General features: G+C 62.8%; 16 protein-coding genes. 4 read left to right on the forward strand and 12 right to left on the reverse strand.

Annotated features, from left to right (window positions below):
* Positions 1-622 precede the first annotated feature (622 nt).
* Positions 623-1,015, forward strand: coding sequence for a hypothetical protein (locus ABCW43_RS26730; protein WP_345930162.1), 393 nt, complete (start codon positions 623-625; stop codon positions 1,013-1,015).
* 36 nt (positions 1,016-1,051) lie between these two features.
* On the opposite strand, the gene ABCW43_RS26735 is transcribed toward ABCW43_RS26730, so the two are convergent.
* Both ABCW43_RS26735 and ABCW43_RS26740 read right to left on the reverse strand, forming a co-directional pair.
* A complete protein-coding gene (locus ABCW43_RS26735; RefSeq protein WP_345930164.1) occupies positions 1,052-2,335 on the reverse strand; it encodes a cystathionine gamma-synthase family protein in 1,284 nt (427 codons plus the stop codon).
* 96 nt (positions 2,336-2,431) lie between these two features.
* Complete coding sequence (locus tag ABCW43_RS26740; RefSeq protein ID WP_345930166.1) at positions 2,432-3,073, reverse strand: hypothetical protein; 642 nt, start codon at positions 3,071-3,073, stop codon at positions 2,432-2,434.
* 285 nt (positions 3,074-3,358) lie between these two features.
* Here ABCW43_RS26740 and ABCW43_RS26745 point away from each other — a divergent pair, with 285 nt between their 5' ends.
* A complete protein-coding gene (locus ABCW43_RS26745) occupies positions 3,359-4,768 on the forward strand; it encodes a mannitol dehydrogenase family protein (RefSeq protein WP_445739011.1) in 1,410 nt (469 codons plus the stop codon).
* 30 nt (positions 4,769-4,798) lie between these two features.
* Here the strand turns inward: ABCW43_RS26745 and ABCW43_RS26750 are convergent, their stop codons facing one another.
* From ABCW43_RS26750 to ABCW43_RS26790, 9 genes are all read right to left on the reverse strand, one after another.
* Positions 4,799-6,076 (reverse strand): L-fuconate dehydratase, encoded by a 1,278-nt coding sequence (locus ABCW43_RS26750; protein WP_345930168.1) that lies wholly within the window; start codon positions 6,074-6,076, stop codon positions 4,799-4,801.
* A 17-nt stretch (positions 6,077-6,093) separates the two neighbouring features.
* A complete protein-coding gene (locus tag ABCW43_RS26755) occupies positions 6,094-6,828 on the reverse strand; it encodes an SDR family oxidoreductase (RefSeq protein WP_345930170.1) in 735 nt (244 codons plus the stop codon).
* Between the two features lie 50 nt (positions 6,829-6,878).
* Positions 6,879-7,208 carry an L-rhamnose mutarotase gene (locus ABCW43_RS26760; protein ID WP_345930296.1) on the reverse strand — a complete coding sequence of 110 codons (330 nt, stop codon included), beginning with the start codon at positions 7,206-7,208 and terminating at the stop codon, positions 6,879-6,881.
* Between the two features lie 11 nt (positions 7,209-7,219).
* Positions 7,220-8,227, reverse strand: coding sequence for a zinc-binding alcohol dehydrogenase family protein (locus tag ABCW43_RS26765; RefSeq protein ID WP_345930172.1), 1,008 nt, complete (start codon positions 8,225-8,227; stop codon positions 7,220-7,222).
* 4 nt (positions 8,228-8,231) lie between these two features.
* Positions 8,232-9,050 carry an amidohydrolase family protein gene (locus tag ABCW43_RS26770; RefSeq protein ID WP_345930174.1) on the reverse strand — a complete coding sequence of 273 codons (819 nt, stop codon included), beginning with the start codon at positions 9,048-9,050 and terminating at the stop codon, positions 8,232-8,234.
* A gap of 3 nt (positions 9,051-9,053) precedes the next feature.
* Positions 9,054-10,067 (reverse strand): aldo/keto reductase, encoded by a 1,014-nt coding sequence (locus ABCW43_RS26775; RefSeq protein WP_345930176.1) that lies wholly within the window; start codon positions 10,065-10,067, stop codon positions 9,054-9,056.
* 72 nt (positions 10,068-10,139) lie between these two features.
* Positions 10,140-11,081, reverse strand: a complete 942-nt coding sequence (locus ABCW43_RS26780) for an ABC transporter substrate-binding protein (protein ID WP_046600539.1) — start codon at positions 11,079-11,081, stop codon at positions 10,140-10,142.
* A gap of 95 nt (positions 11,082-11,176) precedes the next feature.
* On the reverse strand, positions 11,177-12,205 hold the full coding sequence (locus ABCW43_RS26785; RefSeq protein ID WP_345930179.1) for an ABC transporter permease: 1,029 nt from the start codon (positions 12,203-12,205) through the stop codon (positions 11,177-11,179).
* Between the two features lie 9 nt (positions 12,206-12,214).
* Positions 12,215-13,765, reverse strand: a complete 1,551-nt coding sequence (locus tag ABCW43_RS26790; RefSeq protein WP_345930298.1) for a sugar ABC transporter ATP-binding protein — start codon at positions 13,763-13,765, stop codon at positions 12,215-12,217.
* 295 nt (positions 13,766-14,060) lie between these two features.
* Here ABCW43_RS26790 and ABCW43_RS26795 point away from each other — a divergent pair, with 295 nt between their 5' ends.
* Together ABCW43_RS26795 and ABCW43_RS26800 are read left to right on the forward strand one after the other, a co-directional pair.
* Positions 14,061-14,762, forward strand: coding sequence for a FadR/GntR family transcriptional regulator (locus ABCW43_RS26795; RefSeq protein ID WP_345930181.1), 702 nt, complete (start codon positions 14,061-14,063; stop codon positions 14,760-14,762).
* A 34-nt stretch (positions 14,763-14,796) separates the two neighbouring features.
* Positions 14,797-16,329 carry a D-arabinonate dehydratase gene (locus ABCW43_RS26800; RefSeq protein ID WP_345930183.1) on the forward strand — a complete coding sequence of 511 codons (1,533 nt, stop codon included), beginning with the start codon at positions 14,797-14,799 and terminating at the stop codon, positions 16,327-16,329.
* Positions 16,330-16,437: 108 nt separating this feature from the next.
* Here the strand turns inward: ABCW43_RS26800 and ABCW43_RS26805 are convergent, their stop codons facing one another.
* A complete protein-coding gene (locus tag ABCW43_RS26805) occupies positions 16,438-17,673 on the reverse strand; it encodes an OpgC family protein (RefSeq protein WP_345930185.1) in 1,236 nt (411 codons plus the stop codon).
* Positions 17,674-17,857 lie beyond the last annotated feature (184 nt).

Raw genomic sequence — 17,857 nt, forward strand, 5'->3', positions numbered from 1 at the left:
AGTTCTATGCCTTGCCCGAGGACAAATGGCCGCCTCCTTCCGGCATTTTCAATAACTTGCCCGATTGTTCATCCCCACCCCTCGCCACCATGCCTACAATCCCCTCGCTTCCGTCGCCGGAGTGTTTCGCGAGACGTTCGCGGGGCAGGCGGGAGCCGGCGCCCTCATTCGATCCGTAACGTGCGGGGGAGGTGAGGGAGGTGAAAGCCATGGAGTGCTCGTCGCAAGACGACCATTCCTATCAAGCCTCCCCCGGACAGCCATGTCCGGTTCGGTTGAGCCGTGCAAGTGGCATGCCTGTCCCCAAAGGATGGGCGCGAATAAAGCCACGCAGCGAGGCGAGATGATCACCTGTAGAGGCCGGAAGCCTCGACAAGACGCCGAAGGCCACGCGAATGCGGAGCCACCATTAAAAAATCAATCGAGGTTCCGCATTCGTGTGGGCTCTCCGACGGGACGCAAGGGCATGCCGGTTCGCCGGAACGGGAGGATCAGAACCGAACACGGGAGCCGGAAACGGCCGCGTGGACGAAAGCGCACGTCTTGGAGCGGTCGCAGAAAGGGCGCGGCGGCCCCATGTCCGGGACCGCGTCGGAAGAGAAGGATCAGGGAGAAAGGAACGATGGCGAGAAGCGAAGAAGAGTGCCGCCGCCTCATGGAGGAAGAGGACAGGGAGCCCTATCTGCCCGGGCTGACCTGGGGCGAGTTCAGCGCGTTGCCGCGACGCCGGAAATCCCACGAACTCCAGAAGTTCACCCAGTATTTCACGACCTATCTCGGCTTCTGGAAGACCTGCGACCTTTCTTCCTGCCGCAGGGCCAAGGCCTGCAGAGGGTTTCTCACAGAAGCGCAATATCGCGCCAATCCGGGTTACCACGACAGCTTCCCGCCCTGTGTCGGCCCGGGCGGTGCGCGTCAGCAGGAGGTGCTGGCGGGTATGAGGCGGCTCGGCGGCGAGGACGACGACGAGCCGAAATACGATGGCAGGCGGAAAACCGGAGACGCAGACGAATGACAGCCCCGATGCCGCCGGGTTCCAGGCGCGCCCAACTCACGCCTGGTCGAGCGCGATCGTCAGGTCGGCGATCAGGTCGTCCGGATGTTCGATGCCGATCGACAGCCGGATCGTCGAGTCGAGCACGCCGATCCTCTGGCGCACCTCGGCGGGGACGCCGGAATGGGTCATGGTCGCCGGGTGGCTGGCAAGCGATTCCGTTCCGCCGAGGCTGACCGCCAGCTTGAAGATCTGCAGCGCGTTCAGGAACCGGAACGAGGCCGGCTGGCCGCCTCTGATGTCGAAGGAGAACGTCGAGCCGCCGCCACCGCATTGCGCCGCAAACACTTTTCCGACCGGCGAGGACGGGTCGTGATAGGGCAGGTAGTGGATCCTCTCCACGTTTGGGTGCCCGCGCAAAAAGTCGGCGACCGCTCTCGCATTGGTATTGGCCTTTTCCATGCGGATCGACAGCGTCTCCAGGCTGCGGCCGAGCATCCAGCAGGAATGCGGGTCGAGCTGCGTGCCGATCGCCCCGCGCAGCGCCTTCACCTGTTTCATCACCGCCTTCCCGCCGAGCGCGGCGCCGGCGATCAGGTCCGAATGGCCGCCGACATATTTGGTCAGCGAATAGAGCGAGATATCCGCCCCGTGCTCGATCGGCCGCTGGAAGACCGGGCCGAGCAGCGTGTTGTCGCAGGCAATCACTGGTGTCTGCCCCTGTCTTGCACCGATAGCATCCGCCACCCGCCGGATCATCGCCATGTCTACCAGGCTGTTGGTCGGGTTCGCCGGCGTCTCGATCAGGATCACCGAGACGCGGCCCTTGGCCATCGCCTCCTCGGCCGCCGCCGTCACCGATTGTTCGTTGACCCCGTCGGCAAACCCGACCGCCGCGACGCCCATGTTGAGGAAGGTTTTCGAAAGCAGCGTTTCGGTGCCGCCGTAAAGCGGCTGCGAGTGCAGCACGCAGTCGCCCGGCCTGACGAACGCCATCAGGGTCGTGGCGATCGCCGACATGCCGGAGGAGAACAGCACGCAGCTCTCCGCCTGCTCGTACACCGCCAGCCGGTCCTCGACAATCTCGCTGTTGGGATGGTTGAAGCGCGAGTAGACCAGCCCCGCCGCCGTTCCCGCCGGTGGTTCGCGGCGGCCGGAGACGAAATCGAAGAAGTCGCGGCCCTCTTCCGCCGATTTGAACACGAAGGTGGAGGTGAGGAAGACCGGCGGCTTCACGGCCCCTTCGGAAAGCTCCGGATCGTAGCCGTAGTTCAGCATCTGCGTTTCGGGGTGGAGCTTGTGGTTGCCGATATGGGTCTTCGAAGGATGCGGGGCGGTCATGGAGGGTCTCCTGGCGTGAAAAAGCAAATGCCGAGACCGGAGATAATAGCAGAAGCCGGCCTGCCAAGGGGCGCCGTATTGCGAAAGCCGGATTGCTCAGCGTGTCGCCGGCCGGGCCGGGTGCGCAGCGGTTGGGACCATACGCGCCGCGGACGCAGATGGATTGGGGGCGGGCGCCTCGGCGGAGGGCAGGGCCGGCTCTCCCCAGGCCGAAATCGGCTGGCCGCCTTTGGTCGTCACGCGCATGTCGTAGAGCGCAAGCGAGGCTTGGACCTGCTGCATGTCGGCGCAGCGGTTGATGATGCCGCCGATATATTGCACGCAGTCGCTGGCGCTGCCCTGCACCGAACCGGTTGCCCAATCCTTGACGATGCCGTCGTCGCCGACCAGGAAATAGGAAAGCCGGTTGTTCTGCGAAACCGTCGAGCGGCCGACCAGTCCGCCGAAGCTGGAAGCGGACTCGGTCTTTGCGGCAGGCGCGATATGCCGGTAGATCGTCATGCCGTTTTTCAGCTGCGTCGCGCCGATCATCGGCCCGAACGTCGCCTCGGAGCCGGAAAGCCGCGCCAGCGTCGACTGGCCGACATTGGCGACTTCGGCATAGGGACGGCCCATTGCATAGCTGGTGAACGACCGGTTGGCGGCGTTTTCCGCCTTCTCCGCCACCTGCGAACAGCCGGCCAGAACCCCGGCCAGAACCAAGGCAAGCGTCATCGAAAGAGCTGTCATCAACCGCATGCGTGCCCCCTGTCCACGACGCCCCCGCGCCGAAAATCTGCTCGGTTCCGGGTTGATCGGCAAATCCGCCGGGTGCCCTCGAACCAATACAATAGTGACTATCAGATTTGGCAGGTTTTGAAAGCGTCGCCGCAGTTTGTTTCTCCAGTCCCGCCAGTTCACGGTTCTTCGCTTCCGCGGCAGGAATGTCGAGAACATGCCGTTGACCCATGCGCATGGGCAGGGCTATCACTGCCTCCGTCAATAAGGGAGGATGCCCGCGAAACTCCGGGTATCATGATCAGAATGCCACGCCTTTCCGCCTCCACCGCACTTGCCCCCCATGTCATCGCACCCGGTTACGATCGTGCCGCACTGAAACCCGGCATCGTGCATATCGGCCTTGGCGCTTTCCACCGCGCCCACCAGGCAGTCTATACCGATGCGGCATTGGCGGCGCAGTTCGGGGAATGGGGCATTGTCGGCGTCAGCTTACGTTCGGTCGATATCGTCCATGATCTCGCCGCACAGGACGGGCTCTATTCGGTCGTGGCACGCAGCGCCGCCGGCGACAGCGCGCAGGTGGTCGGCTCGGTGGTCAAGGGCCTTTCCGGCACCGAAAACCAGGCGGAAATCCTGGGGCTGCTGGCCGACCCGGCGATCAGGATCGTCACCATCACCGTCACCGAAAAGGCCTATGGCGTCGATCCGGTCTCCGGCGGGCTCGACCGCAACCATCCGTCCGTCAAGGCCGACCTGGCCGATCCCGCGTCGCCGACCGGCGTGATCGGTTATCTGGTGGAAGGTCTTTCGCGCCGCCACGCCGCGGGCCTGCCGCCGTTCACCGTGCTGTGCTGCGATAACCTGCCGACCAATGGCCGCATCGTCCGAAAACTGGTGACCGAGATGGCCGGCGCCCGCGACCCGGCGCTCGCCAACTGGATCGCCAGCCATGGCGCCTTTCCGTCCAGCATGGTCGACCGTATCGTGCCGGCCGCGACCGACGAGACGCGGGGGCTGGCCGAAACGCTGATCGGCGCGGAAGACAGGCTGGCGCTCAGCACCGAACCCTTCATGCAATGGGTGATCGAGGACCATTTCCTGGCCGGGCGGCCGAAATGGGAAGCCGGCGGCGCGCTTTTCGTCGATGATGTCGAGCCTTACGAGAAGATGAAGCTGCGGCTGCTCAACGGCTCTCATTCGCTGGTCGCCTATCTCGGCCAGCTGAAGGACCTCACGTTCGTGCGCGACGTCATGGCCGTGCCGGAATACCGGGCACTGGTCCGCCGCCACATGGCGGAGGCGGTGAAGACGCTCGATCCGGTGCCGGGCATCGATCTTGGCCACTACATGGACCAGCTGATCGAGCGCTTCGAGAACCCGACGATCGCCCACAAGACGCAGCAGATCGCCATGGACGGCACCCAGAAGCTGCCGCAGCGCATCTTTGCAGGTGCCGTGGAAGCCTTGGCAAATGGTGGAGATGCGTCGTCCGCGGCTTACGTTGTGGCCCTCTGGATCGCCTATGCCCGCAAGACTGCCGAGATCAACGATCCGCGCGCGGTCGAGCTCAAGGCTGCCGCCGCCGGGATGACGGCGGGCGATCCGTCGGCTCCCTTCTTCGCAATTCCCGGCCTGTTCCCCCAGGCTCTCATGGAGAATAGCGCATGGCGTGCGCGGGTGAATGCGGAGCTTGAAAAACTGAACGCCGGCTGATGCCGGCGTCCTCTTGTCCTGTGTTTTGTATCAGCCCTTGAATGTGTAGCCGGCGATCGACTGCGGCTTCATCTCGATCGAGAAACCGGGCCGCGTCGGCGGCATGTAGGCTGCGTTTTCGATGATGCAGGGATCGACGAAATGTTCGTGCAGGTGGTCGACATATTCGATCACCCTTCCGTCCTTGGTACCGGACACGGCGATGTAGTCGATCATCGACAGGTGCTGCACATATTCGCAAAGGCCCACGCCGCCGGCATGCGGCCAGACCGGCAGGTTATATTTGGCGGCGACCAGCAGCACCGCCAGAACCTCGTTCAACCCGCCCATGCGGCATGAATCGATCTGCACGATGTCGATCGCGCCTTCGGCGATGAACTGCTTGAACATGATGCGGTTCTGGCACATTTCGCCGGTCGCGACCTTCACCGGGTGGATGCCTTGGCGGATCTTGCGGTGACCGGCAATATCGTCGGGGCTCGTCGGTTCCTCGATGTAGAAAGGCTTTGCAAAAGCGAGCTTGTTCACCCAGTCGATCGCCTGGCCGACTTCCCAGACCTGGTTGGCGTCGATCATCAGGTAACGGTCGGGGCCGATCACCTCGCGGGCGATGGTGAGGCGCCGAATATCGTCTTCGAGATCGCGGCCGACCTTCATCTTCACATGGTTGAAGCCAGCATCGACGGCCTCGTGGCAAAGCCGGCGCAGCTTATCTTCCGGATAGCCGAGCCAGCCGGCCGAGGTCGTATAGCAGGCATAACCCTCGCGCTTCAGCACCTCGATGCGCTCGGCCTTGCCCGCTTCGGCGCGTTTCAGGATCGCCAGCGCATCCTCGCGCGACAGCACGTCGGTCAGGTAGCGGTAATCGACGATGTCGGCGATCTCCTCCGCCGACATTTCGGAAACCAGCTGCCAGACCGGCTTGCCGCGCTGTTTGGCCAGCAGATCCCAGAAGGCGTTGACGACCGCGCCGGTGGCAAGGTGGATGGCGCCCTTGTCAGGCCCGATCCAGCGCAGCTGGCTGTCGCTGGTCAGATGCCGCCAGAATTTTCCGGGCGCGGCGGCGAAGGTCTCGAGTTCCTGCCCGACCACCAGATGCCGCATCGCCTTGATCGCCATGCAGCAGATGTCGTTGCCCCGCCCGATCGTGAAGGTCAGGCCGTGGCCCGCAAGATCTCCGCTATCGGTATCGAGGATGACATAGGCCGCCGAATAATCCGGATCCGGGTTCATCGCGTCCGAGCCGTCGAGGCTCTGCGATGTGGGGAAACGAAGATCGAAGACGCGAAGATCGGTGATGCGGGTCATGGTTCTCTCGTATTGCCTCAGATGGTCCAGCCGCCGTCGATGGCGTAAGCCTGGCCTGACGTATAGGTGGCGCCGGCGAGATAGAGGGCGAGCTCGGCGATTTCTTCCGGGGTGCCGAGCCGGCCCATGGGTTGGCGGGCGATGAAGGCGGCGCGGGCCTGGTCGTAATCGCCCTGCGCCCGCATGCGATCCTGCAGGGAAGGGCTTTCGACGGTACCGGGGCAGATGGCGTTGCAGCGGATGCCGTCCGTCACATAGTCGGCGGCCACCGACTTGGTGAGCCCGATCACGGCTGCCTTGGTGACGCCGTAGGCGAAGCGGTTTGGCACGCCCTTGATGCTGGAAGCGACCGACGACATGTTGATGATCGCGCCGTCCTTCTTCGCCAGCATGCCAGGCAGCACGGCCCGGATGGTGCGGATCATCGCCCGGACGTTGAGGTCGAGGGCAAAGTCGAAGTCGCTGTCCTTCATCTCGAGGATCGAGCCTCCGTGCACGAAGCCGGCGCAGTTGAAGAGGATGTCGACCGTGCCGATGGCCTCGACACAGGCAACGATAGCAGTGTTGTCAAGCACGTCGAGCCTTGCCGTCTTCAGGTTGTCGAGTTTCGGCAAGGCGGAGAGCAAGCTTTCGTTGATATCGGTGGCATGGACCATCGCGCCGGCTTCTGCAAAGGCAAGCGCCGCTGCCCGGCCGATGCCCTGGCCTGCGGCGGTCACGAGCGCGGTTTTTCCATCAAGTCTGATCGTCATGTCTTATCCTCGAATTATCCGGCTGGCGGTCAATCCGATTGAGGAAATCCTCAATCCAGATGAAAGACCTCTTCCATCATCGCCCACCACTCGCCTTCTTTGCGGCTATCGAGCGGCTTCTGGCAAGGGATGGTGAAAGACCACCATTCCTGGTTTTTCGGATCGGCGGCTATTTTTGCCATGTCGGCTTCGAAATCCGTGCCATGATATTCCCAGGTGCCGAACAGCAGGTTTTCCGGTTCGCGCAGGAAGATCGTGTAGTTCCTGATATTGGCGCGGCTGATGAGGGCCAGCACCTCCGGCCAGACCGCGGCGTGCAGACGCTTGTATTCCGCGATCATCTGCGGCTCGACGCCGATCACCATGCCCATTCGCTGCATCATCGTCTCCTTCAGACTTCCACCAGCGCCTTGACGACGCCGGCGGCCGGATCGGTCAGCCCTGCAAAACGCTCGGGCACGTCCGACAATATCATTCTATGGGTGACCAGGGCTGCGGGGATCCTGCCCTCGCGCATGGCCTGCATGACCCGCTCGAAATCCGCAGCCGTCGCGTTGCGGCTGCCGAGCAGCGTCGTCTCGCGCTTGTGAAATTCCGGATCGGAAAAAGTGATGTCGCTCGAAACGATCGAAACGAGCACGTAAGTGCCGCCATGGGCGACGAAACCGAACCCGCGTTCGATCGCCTTCGGATTGCCGGTCGCATCGAAGACGGCGTCGAAGAAGTCGCCCCCGGTCAGCTTCGAAAGCTGCCCGTCGTCGTCGGGACCGAGTTGAACCGCGGAGGCGATGCCGAGCTGCTGGCGGGCGAAATCCAGCCGGTCGCGACGGCCATCGAGAAGCGTCACGGCTCCACCCTCAAGCGTCGCGAATATCGCCACCGCAAGCCCGATCGGCCCGGCGCCGGTCACCAGCACGCTCTGCCCGGGCTCGATTCTGGCGCGGGCAACCGCATGGGCGCCGATCGCCAGAAATTCCACCATGGCCGCCTGATCGAGCGAAAGCCCGCCCGCCTTCAGCACGAACTCCTCCGGCAGGCTCAGATATTCCGTCATGCCGCCGTCGCGATGTACGCCGAGGACGCCGAGGTTGCGGCAGCAATTGGTTCGGCCCTTGAGGCAGGCATGGCAGTGGCCGCAGGAAATGTAGGGCATGATCGAGACGGTATCGCCGACCTCAAGCGCGCTGTCTGCCGGCGCTTCCTCGACCGTGCCGGCGAGCTCGTGGCCCATGACGCGCGGATAGGAGAGATAGGGCTGGTTGCCGGTGAAGATGTGCAGGTCGGTGCCGCAGACGCCGATGCGCCGCAGCTTCACCAGTACTTCACCCTCGCCGCGAAGAGGCTTGGGGCGGTCGATGGCGCGAAGTTTGCCTGGTTCGTCGCAGATGATAGTCAGCATGTTCTTACGCTCCGAGCCGATAGAAACGCCGGGCATTGCCCCCGAAAACCTCGTCATGAGCGTCGGCAGGCACGATGTCGAGGCACTGGTCCAGCCAGGCTTGGTAATCTCCGGCAAGCCGCAGCACCGGCCAGTCGCTGCCCCAGATGATCCGCTCCCGGCCGAACAGGTCGAAAATGGTTTCGGCATAGGGCCGCACGGCCTGTGGTTTCTGGTCGCCCGCTTCGGTCAGCAGGCCGGAGAGCTTGCAATGAACGTTCGGCAATCCGGCGAGCCCCTTCATGCGCGTATACCAGTCGATAAAACGGCCCTCCGCGATCGGCGGCTTGGCGCCGTGGTCGATCACGATGGGCAAATCCGGTTGCCGCCGGGCGAAGGCGAGCAGCGGTTCGAGATGGCGCGGCAGCACCAACGCATCGAAGACCAGATTGTGCTCGCGCATGGCGGCGACGGCGGCGTCGAGCGCCGGATCGCCGATCCATTGGTCGTCGGCCATAGCCTGCAGCATCGGGCGAAGCCCCTTCAGCTTCGGGTGCCGAGCAAGCCGGGCAATGGCTGCCGGCGCGCCGGGCGCCTTCATGTCGGTCCAACCGACCACGCCGAGGATGAAGGGTGTCCTGTCGGCGAGATCGAGCATGAACGCTGTGTCCGCCTCGCTCTCCATGGTCTGCACAAGCACCGTGCCGTCGATGCGGGCGGCCTCCAGAAGCGGCGCCAAGTCGTCGGGCAGGAAATTCCGGTAAATTGCCTGAAGCTCGGCCGGTGGCCACTGGCCGGTCCGGTCCGCGATCCGCCAGAAATGCTGGTGCGAGTCGATCCGCATCGCTCAGGCTCCTTGACCCGGCAACGGTGCCCCATCGGCGATTAGCCCGCGTGCCTTGAGCCGCGACCAAAGGGAGGCCGGGATGTCTTCTTCCAGCCATGCGACATTCGACCTGATCTGCTCGGCGGTCCGCGCGCCTGAGACCACGGTCACCACCGCCGGATGGGCGAGGGGGAATTGCAACGCCGCCGCCTGCAGGCTGACGCCCTCTTCCTCGCAGGCTGCGCGCAAAACATCGACACGTGCGAGAATGTCTGCCGGCGCGTCGGTATAGTTGAACTTACGGTTTCCGGCGAGCAGGCCGGAATTGAACGGACCTGCGACCACGATGCCGACGCCCTGTTTGGCGCAATCGTCCATGAACGCGAGGCTCTGCTGTTCGAGCAGCGTATAACGGCCGGCGAGCATGGCGACGTCGATATCGAAGACCTGCATCGCGTCGCGGATGATCTCCCATTCGTTGACGCCGAGGCCGACGGCCTTGGTAAGTCCTTCCTCACGGAGCTTCTTGAGCGCGCGAAAACCGCCGCCGGCGGTCAACTGGTACCAGTAGTGCTGGTGCCTGTCGCCATGGGTCATGCTGCCGATATCGTGGATGTAGAGGATATCGGGCTTGAGGATGCCGAGCCGCTGCTGGCTTGCTTCGAAGGACCACATGATGCCGTCATAGCTGTAGTCGAAGACCGGCCGGAACGGCAGCGGCTCGACATATCCGTCTTCCTGCGAACCGACCGTCTCGTCCGGCTGCATCACGCGGCCGACCTTGGTGCTGAGCACGTATTCGTCGCGTGGCAGGTCGGTGAGCATGGTGCCGAGCCGCCGTTCGGAGCGGGTGTACCCGTAGAAGGGCGCCGTATCGTAATAGCGGATGCCGGCCTCCCAGGCGGCTTGAAAGGCGCCGGCCGATTCCTCGTAAGACGTCTTGTGGTAGAGGCTGCCCATCTGTGCGCAGCCGAGTCCCATCTGGGTTAATTCGACGGAGGCGTGGGGCAGCTTGCGGCGCTCGGTGACTTTCATGAGATCGTCCGAAGTTTTGGGATAGGATCACGGACGCGCACCATTCGCGATGCGCGCCCGCTGGGGGTAGGGTTAATAGAGAACGTTCTTGGCTTCCGGCTTGTCGATATTGTCCTTGGTGACGACGACGACACCGGTATCGACGAACTTTTCGACCTTCTCCTTGTTGATCGACTGGAGCACGGTCTTGACGCCGAGTTCGCCCATCTGGAAGGAGCCCTGCACCGCGATGGCGGAAAGCGTTCCGTCTTTGACGAATTCCTGCAGGTCCTGGTTTCCGTCAAAACCGATCGCGACCACCTTGCCGGCCTTGCCGGACTGTTTCAGCGCACGGCCCATGCCGATCGCCGTCGGCTCGTTGGCGCCGAAAATGCCCTTGAGGTCGGAATTGGCGGCAAGCACGTCGGTCGTCTGGTTGAGCGCGGTCGCCATCTGGGACTGCGAGTAGAACGGTCCGACGATGGTCAGCTTCGAGTTCGCCTTGATATAGTCGGTAAAGCCGCCGACGCGTCCGATTTCCGAACCGGCACCCGCGACGTAGGACATCACGGCGATCTTGCCTTCCTTGCCGACCTTGTCGATCAGGGCCTTGGCGGCAAGCTCGCCGGCCTTCTTGTTATCGGTCGCCAGGAACGACTGGTAATACTGCTCGGAGCCCTTGGCGAGCAGCGAGTCGACGATGACGACCGGGATGCGGGCTTCCCAAGCCTTCTTGACGGCCGGAACAAGGGCGTCCGGATCGGACGGCGCGAGCACGATGCCGGAAACCTTGCGGTTGACGGCGTTCTCGACCATGTTGACCTGGTCGGCGATCGCCGATTCCGCGGCCGGTCCCTGGAAGGTCATGGTGTTGCTGCCCCCGCCGGCCTTCATGGCGGCATCGGCACCCTTCTGGACATTCTGCCAGAAGGTGGAATTGACGGTCTTCACGATGACGGCGATTTCGCCAGCCTGGGCCGAGAACGCAGTCAGTGCGATCACGGATGTCAGCAGTGCGGCAGCAAGCTTTTTCATGTCTTCCTCCTCTTTTTGTTGGCCTGAAGCGGCCGGTTTGGGGGAGCTCCTCACTCCCTTGAAGTCTCGCGGGTAAAAGTCCGCGTGCCCTTATCTCAGCGGCGGTTGCGCAACTGGTCGATCCATACGGTGACCAGGATGACGAGGCCGATGATGATCTGCTGTGTGAAGGCGGAGACGCCGTTCATGTTGAGGCCGTTGCGAAGGATGCCGATCACGAAGGCGCCGATCGCGGTTCCGGAAATGGTGCCTACGCCGCCGATCAGCGAGGTGCCGCCGATGACGGCGCTGGCGATCGCGTCGAGTTCGTACATCACGCCCTCGTTCGGCTGGGCGGTGACGAGGCGCGACATCAGCACGCAGCCGGTCAGGCCTGCCAGCGTGCCGGATAGAACATAGGTGAAGCTGACGATGCGGGCGACGTTGACGCCCGAAAGCCGCGCCGCGTCGGCATTCGAGCCGACCGCATAGATATGCCGGCCGAGCACCGAGCGGTTGAGCATGTAGGAAACGGCGATCGCGATCACGATCATCAGGATGACCGGGTAGGGGATGCCGGGAAAAACGATGGTCGGGAAACCGTCGTCGCCGATGGTGACGATCCGGAAGAGCGAGCCGTTGCCGAGCTCGCCGAAGGATTCGCCAAGTCCCGAGACGGCCCGCGCCCCGGTGATCTGCAGGGCCACGCCGCGGGCGATCATCATCATGCCGAGCGTCGCGATGAACGGCGGCAGCTTCATCTTGGTGACGAGAATGCCGTTGATGAAACCGCAGGCCGAGCCGGTGAGAATGCCACAGATCATGCCGAGCCAGACAGGCGTGCCGAAATCCTTGACCGCGAGTGCGGCGACGACGCCGGATAGCGCCAGCACCGAGCCGACCGACAGGTCGATGCCGCCGGTGATGATGACGCAGGTGGCGCCGATGCCGAGAAAGGCGATCGAGGTGACCTGCAACGCCACCGTCATGCCGTTGTCGATGGTGAAAAAGGCGCTGCTGGTCGCCGAAAACACGCCGATCAGCACGAAGAGGCTGCCGAGCGCGGCGAATTTCTGGATGATATCCTTCTGGCGGTCGCTGAGCGCGCCGCTCTTCTGTTTTGCAACTTCGGTGATCTCAGCCATGTTATGCCCTCATCCTGCCGACCGAGCATAGCCGGAGGCGTATCGCATGATTTCTTCCTGGTCGGTCTTTGCGGTCTCCAGCACGCCGGTGATACGGCCCTGGTGGAAGACGGCGACGCGGTCGGTCATTCCGAGAATTTCCGGAAGCTCGGAACTGATCAGCACGACGCCGATGCCGTTTGCCGCAAGCTCGTCCATGATCCGGTAGATCGCGAGCTTGGCGCCCACGTCGATGCCGCGGGTCGGTTCGTCGAAGAACAGCATCTTCGACTTGCGGAACAGCCATTTGCCGATGATGATCTTCTGCTGGTTGCCGCCCGAAAGCAGCCGCACCGGCTGCTTGATCGAGGGCGTGCGAATGTTCAGGAGATCGATATATTGCTTGGTGGCCTTCGCATGCTTGGCGAAGTCGATCACGCCGAAGCGGTTGGAGACCGCCTCCATATTGGCGAGCGTCATGTTGGCGTCGACCGGCATCTTGATCGCCAGCCCCTGCGCCTTGCGGTCCTCGGACAGATAGGCGATGCCGGCAGCGATCGCGTCGCGCGGCGAGGTGATGGTGAGCGTATGGCCATGCAGGGTGACCGTGCCGGTATCGAGCGGATCGGCACCGAAGACGGCGCGCGCCACTTCCGTGCGGCCGGCGCCCATCAGGCCGGCAAAGCCCAGGATCTCGCCGCGGCGCAGCGTGAAGGAAATGTCGCGGAAGACGCCGGCGCGTGAAAGGCCTTGCGCCGAGAAGATGACCTCGTCGCTCGGCACCGAGGTCCGTTCCGGAAACTTCTCCTCCAGTGAACGACCGACCATTCTCGAAACGATCGCATCGACGCTGGTGGCGGCAAAATCGTCGGTGGAGATATAGCGGCCGTCACGCAGCACGGTGACCCGGTCGACGATCTCGGCCATTTCATCCAGCCGGTGCGAGATATAGACGATGCCGACACCCGACGCCTTCAGGTCGCGGATGACCTTGAACAGTTTTCCTGTTTCCTGCTCGGTCAGCGAAGAGGTCGGCTCGTCCATGATCAGCACTTCGGCGTCCAGCGACAGCGCCTTGGCGATCTCGACCATCTGGCATTGGGCGACGGACAGGCCCCGCACCGGACGATCCGGATTGATGTCTACACCCAGCCGGTCGAGGCAGCGCTTGGCGTCGGCGCGCAGCTTCTTGCGGTCGACGAGAAAGCTCCCGCCGAAGAAACCGCGGCGCGGCTCTCGAGCGAGATAGATGTTTTCCGCCACCGTGAGGTGCGGCACGAGATTGAGTTCCTGGTGGATGATGGCGATGCCGGCCGCTTCGGATTCCCGCGTCGAGGAGAAGTGCCGTTCCTCGCCCTTGTAGGTGATCGTGCCGGCGCTCGGCTGGTAGACGCCGCTGACGATCTTCATCAGCGTCGACTTGCCGGCGCCGTTTTCGCCGCAGACGGCATGAACCTCGCCGGGGCGGAGGTCGAAATGGACGTTGGCAAGTGCTTTGACGCCCGGGAAGTCCTTGCTGATATTGTCGAGGCGGAGCAACGGCTGGGTCGTCGAAGCCGGCGAGACGTGGTCCGGCAACACGGTGGCGCCATGCACATTCTGCCCAAGCTCGACTGGCCGATTTTCCACATTTTCCTCCCCGGGCCGGTCAGACCCTTTCGCCGGCGGCTCCTCCCTCCGGCGTTGATAATGGGTAAACCTGAGGATGGAAGTGGTCAAGCCAATTTTTAACAAAGCCAGCACAGACCCGGGAAGAGCAAAAGAATGAAGACGTGAAAGGGATAAAAGTCGTTAAAAATCAAATGCCGGAAATTTGCTTGTTGCTCTCCGCACGCCTCCTGATATGGTAAGGCCACATTGTCAGGGCAACAAATTCATGAACGGATCCATCAAGACGGCAGAACCGCGGCGGCTGTATCAGCAGATAGCCGACCAGATCCGGGTGCTGATCCAGGGCGGCCAGTTTCCGGCCGGCGCGCGCCTGCCGGCCGAGCGCGAGCTTGCCCAGCAGCTTGGCGTCTCGCGCCCGTCCTTGCGTGAAGCGCTGATCGCGCTCGAAATCGACGGAAGCGTGGAAATCCGAATGGGGTCGGGCATCTACGTGACGGCCGAGCCGGACCGGCGGCCATGGCAAAGCGGCTCGATGGGCGAAAGCCCGCTTGAGCTGATGCAGGCAAGAGCCGCCGTCGAAGGCGCGGTCATCCTGCTCGCGGCGGCGAGGATCACGCCGGAGACGTTGCGATCGCTGCGCCAGACGCTCGACCAGATGCGCACGGAGATCTCCGAAGGGCGCAAGGCGCTGGATCTCGACCGGCTTTTCCATCTGACCATCGCCAGCCAGTCCGGCAATTCGGTGCTGGCGCATATCGTCGGCGACCTGTTCGACGAGCGCCACAGCCCGATGTCGGCGCAGATCCGGGTGCGGTTCGAAACGCCTGAGACCTGGGGGGCTGCTTTGGCCGAACACGAGGCGATCTATACGGCGCTGGAGACGCGCAATCCGCTTCTGGCCCAGGCGATGATGCATGCACATCTGGAGGAATCGAAACAACGCTGGATGAACCACGAGACACGGTGATATTCCTGTGGCTGTTTCGGGAGGAAATTAAAAAATGGATTTTGCTGCTTCACCCATCATCATCTTGAACCCGATCGACGACGTCGGCGTCGCACGGCGATCGATGCAGGCTGGCGCGCCGACCGGTTTCGGCGATCTTGCGGCCCGCGAACTGATCGGCCGCGGCCACAAGGTGGCGATCAGGGCTATACCGAATGGCGGCGAGGTGAAGAAATACGGCCAGGTGATCGGCGTCGCAACGCAGGACATTGCCCCCGGCAGCCATGTGCACCTGCATAACCTCGCCATGCTGCCCTCGGAGCACGAACATCAGTTCAGCGTCGATATCGAGGAAAAAGGCATGCTGCCGGAAGCCGAGCGACGCACCTTCATGGGCTACGACCGTGGCCTCGGCGGCGCCGGCACCCGCAACTATATCGGCGTCATCTCGTCGGTGAACTGTTCCGCCACGGTATCGCGCTACATCGCCGACTATTTCAACCGCCTGGGCGGATTGGACGGTTTCGACAATATCGATGGCGTCGTGGCGCTCACCCATGGCGGCGGCTGTGCGCTCAACACCAAGTCGGAAGGGTACAGGCTGCTGATCCGCACCATCCAGGGGTATGCCCGGCACCCGAATTTCGGCGGCATCCTGATGATCGGCCTCGGTTGCGAGACCAACCAGATCGCCCCGATCCTCGAACATTACCGCATGGAAGAGGGCGACCGGCTGCGGACCATGAACATCCAGCAGCATGGCGGCACGAAAAAGACCATCGACGCGGCAATCGCGATCATCAAGGAAATGCTGCCGGGCGTGAACGCTGCGACGCGCACTCCGCAGCCGCTCTCGAAACTGAAGCTGGCGCTCGAATGCGGTGGTTCGGACGGTTATTCCGGCATTTCCGCCAATCCGGCGCTGGGTTATGCCTCGGACCTGATCGTCCGCAACGGCGGCACCACGGTTCTCTCGGAAACGCCGGAGATTTACGGCGCCGAACATCTGCTGACCCGACGTGCGGTCACCCCCGACGTGGCCCAAAAACTTCTGCAGCGGATCGACTGGTGGCGGGACTATACCGCCCGCAACGGCGACGAGCTCAACAACAACCCGTCCCACGGCAACAAGCTCGGTGGCCTGACCACCATTCTGGAAAAGTCGCTCGGCGCGGTCGCTAAGGGCGGCTCGATGCCTTTGAAGGCGGTTTATGAGTTCGCCGAGACCGTCACCGAACCGGGTTTCGTGTTCATGGATACGCCCGGCTACGATCCGGTCGCGGTGACCGGCCAGGTGGCAGGCGGCTGCAATGTCATCTGTTTCACCACCGGCCGCGGTTCGGTTTCGGGCTTCAAGCCGTCGCCCTGCATCAAGATCGCCACCAATTCCGAAATGTACGAGCACATGAAGGAAGACATGGACCTGAACTGCGGCGGCATCGTCACCGGCGAGGAGACGATCGAACAGGCCGGATTGCGGATTTTCGAGGACGTGATCGCGGTCGCCTCGGGCAAGAAGACGCTGAGCGAGATCTACGACTACGGCGACAACGAGTTCGTGCCGTGGCAGGTCGGGGCAGTCACGTGAAAATGCCCCCTCTCCGTCATCGGGTCAAGCCGAGGATGACGACGGGGAATGCGACGTGTTGAAACTTAAAGGGCAGTAGCGTGAGCCACTGCCCTAATCTATATCGCCTTACCGAATGACCATCTGCTGCGGCGCGCCGGGCTTGACCGGCTGCTGCACCTTGACCGGCGCCGGTTCCACCGTGCCGAACAGCTTGTCGCGTTCGCGCCACAGGGCCGGCAGCGACAGCAGCGCGATCGAGACCAGCGCAATCGCGGTCTTGGTGAACTCGTTGAGCTCCGGCGTCCGTCCGTCGAAATAATAGACGAAGTAGACGATCGCGACGTGCCACACATAGACATAGAGCGAGTGGCGGCCGAGCAGCTGCAGGTACTTGATCGAGAACACCCAGGTGATCGCACCGGCGATGCGGCGCACCCACTCGTCCCTGTGCTTCGGGCCCGCGACGATCAGCCAGGTGACCAGCATCGCGACGGCGGCGAAGTTCAGGAGGTAGACCGGGCCGAAATCGGCGCGGATTTCCATCGAGGCGAATTTGCCGATCATGTGCGGCGGCATCAGTTCGTGCGCGGTGATCAGGCGCAGCGGCAGGAAGAAGAGAACCATCAGCAGCGCCACCTTCGGGATGAAGGTGTTGTCCGGCGACAGGATATTGCTCCACTTGATCTTGCCGGCCGAGGTCAGGGCGCCGAGCACCAGGCCCGAGTAGAAGACGACCTGCCAGCCGAGCAGGTTGAACGATACGCGAATACCCTGGTCGTCCGCGCCCATGACCAGATCGTTGAGCGGCGTCGTGGCGATCTGCTGCAGGCCGAGCTGGGCCGCCATCCACAGGATGACCGAACCTGCCACGACATAGTGCCACTTGTCCTCGATCACCAGCTTGACCAGCATCGGGGCAAACAGCATGTAGACGATATACTGCGGCAGGATGTCCATGAAGGTCGGCTGGTACAGGAACGTGGCGATCGCGGCGAGGCGCAGCGGGTCGTCGAAGGTCGTGTAGCCCAGCCAGTTGAACCAGATCGAATAGGCGCCGGGCAAAAGCATCTGTGCGGCCAGCACAACCAGCACGATGCCCATCGCATAACGATAAAGCTCGAACGCTCGGTTGTAGATCGCCGCGCGACCGGCCGCATAGCCGTTTTTCAGCATCTTTTTTGCATAGACCATGCCGATCAGCAGGCCGGACAGGAAAACGAAGCCCTGGGCGTCTTCCACGAAGGCGAGCTGATTGTGGTTGATCTTGACCAGGAAATAGCCGCCGGCAAAGATCAGGTGGTTGAGCACCATGAAAACGAGGAAATATCCTCGCATGCCGTCAATAATATCAAAGCGTTTCATCGGTCGCGGTCTCCGTCTCTGCCGGTTCCGATAGCTTTCGCTCTTCGGTCCGTAAGGCCTCTGCGGGCCAGGATGTACGCGGCTAAACGCGGCAAAAAGCCGGACAGTTCCAGCCCAATATGAGCGTTTAGACCTGATCTACCGTAAACTGTCCGTGATGACTTTGCGATGAACGCCAGGTTGG

The organism is Neorhizobium tunisiense, assembly GCF_039631515.1.
GTDB lineage: Bacteria > Pseudomonadota > Alphaproteobacteria > Rhizobiales > Rhizobiaceae > Neorhizobium.

Bases quoted from the DNA above. Each gene is read 5' to 3' on its own strand.
- ABCW43_RS26780 (WP_046600539.1), bottom strand. From the start codon at position 11,081: ATGAAAAAGCTTGCTGCCGCACTGCTGACATCCGTGATCGCACTGACT.
- ABCW43_RS26800 (WP_345930183.1), top strand. From the start codon at position 14,797: ATGGATTTTGCTGCTTCACCCATCATCATCTTGAACCCGATCGACGAC.
- ABCW43_RS26730 (WP_345930162.1), top strand. From the start codon at position 623: ATGGCGAGAAGCGAAGAAGAGTGCCGCCGCCTCATGGAGGAAGAGGAC.
- ABCW43_RS26740 (WP_345930166.1), bottom strand. From the start codon at position 3,073: ATGCGGTTGATGACAGCTCTTTCGATGACGCTTGCCTTGGTTCTGGCC.
- ABCW43_RS26735 (WP_345930164.1), bottom strand. From the start codon at position 2,335: ATGACCGCCCCGCATCCTTCGAAGACCCATATCGGCAACCACAAGCTC.
- ABCW43_RS26765 (WP_345930172.1), bottom strand. From the start codon at position 8,227: ATGCTGACTATCATCTGCGACGAACCAGGCAAACTTCGCGCCATCGAC.
- ABCW43_RS26785 (WP_345930179.1), bottom strand. From the start codon at position 12,205: ATGGCTGAGATCACCGAAGTTGCAAAACAGAAGAGCGGCGCGCTCAGC.
- ABCW43_RS26760 (WP_345930296.1), bottom strand. From the start codon at position 7,208: ATGCAGCGAATGGGCATGGTGATCGGCGTCGAGCCGCAGATGATCGCG.
- ABCW43_RS26775 (WP_345930176.1), bottom strand. From the start codon at position 10,067: ATGAAAGTCACCGAGCGCCGCAAGCTGCCCCACGCCTCCGTCGAATTA.
- ABCW43_RS26755 (WP_345930170.1), bottom strand. From the start codon at position 6,828: ATGACGATCAGACTTGATGGAAAAACCGCGCTCGTGACCGCCGCAGGC.
- ABCW43_RS26770 (WP_345930174.1), bottom strand. From the start codon at position 9,050: ATGCGGATCGACTCGCACCAGCATTTCTGGCGGATCGCGGACCGGACC.
- ABCW43_RS26745 (WP_445739011.1), top strand. From the start codon at position 3,359: ATGCCACGCCTTTCCGCCTCCACCGCACTTGCCCCCCATGTCATCGCA.
- ABCW43_RS26795 (WP_345930181.1), top strand. From the start codon at position 14,061: ATGAACGGATCCATCAAGACGGCAGAACCGCGGCGGCTGTATCAGCAG.
- ABCW43_RS26805 (WP_345930185.1), bottom strand. From the start codon at position 17,673: ATGAAACGCTTTGATATTATTGACGGCATGCGAGGATATTTCCTCGTT.
- ABCW43_RS26750 (WP_345930168.1), bottom strand. From the start codon at position 6,076: ATGACCCGCATCACCGATCTTCGCGTCTTCGATCTTCGTTTCCCCACA.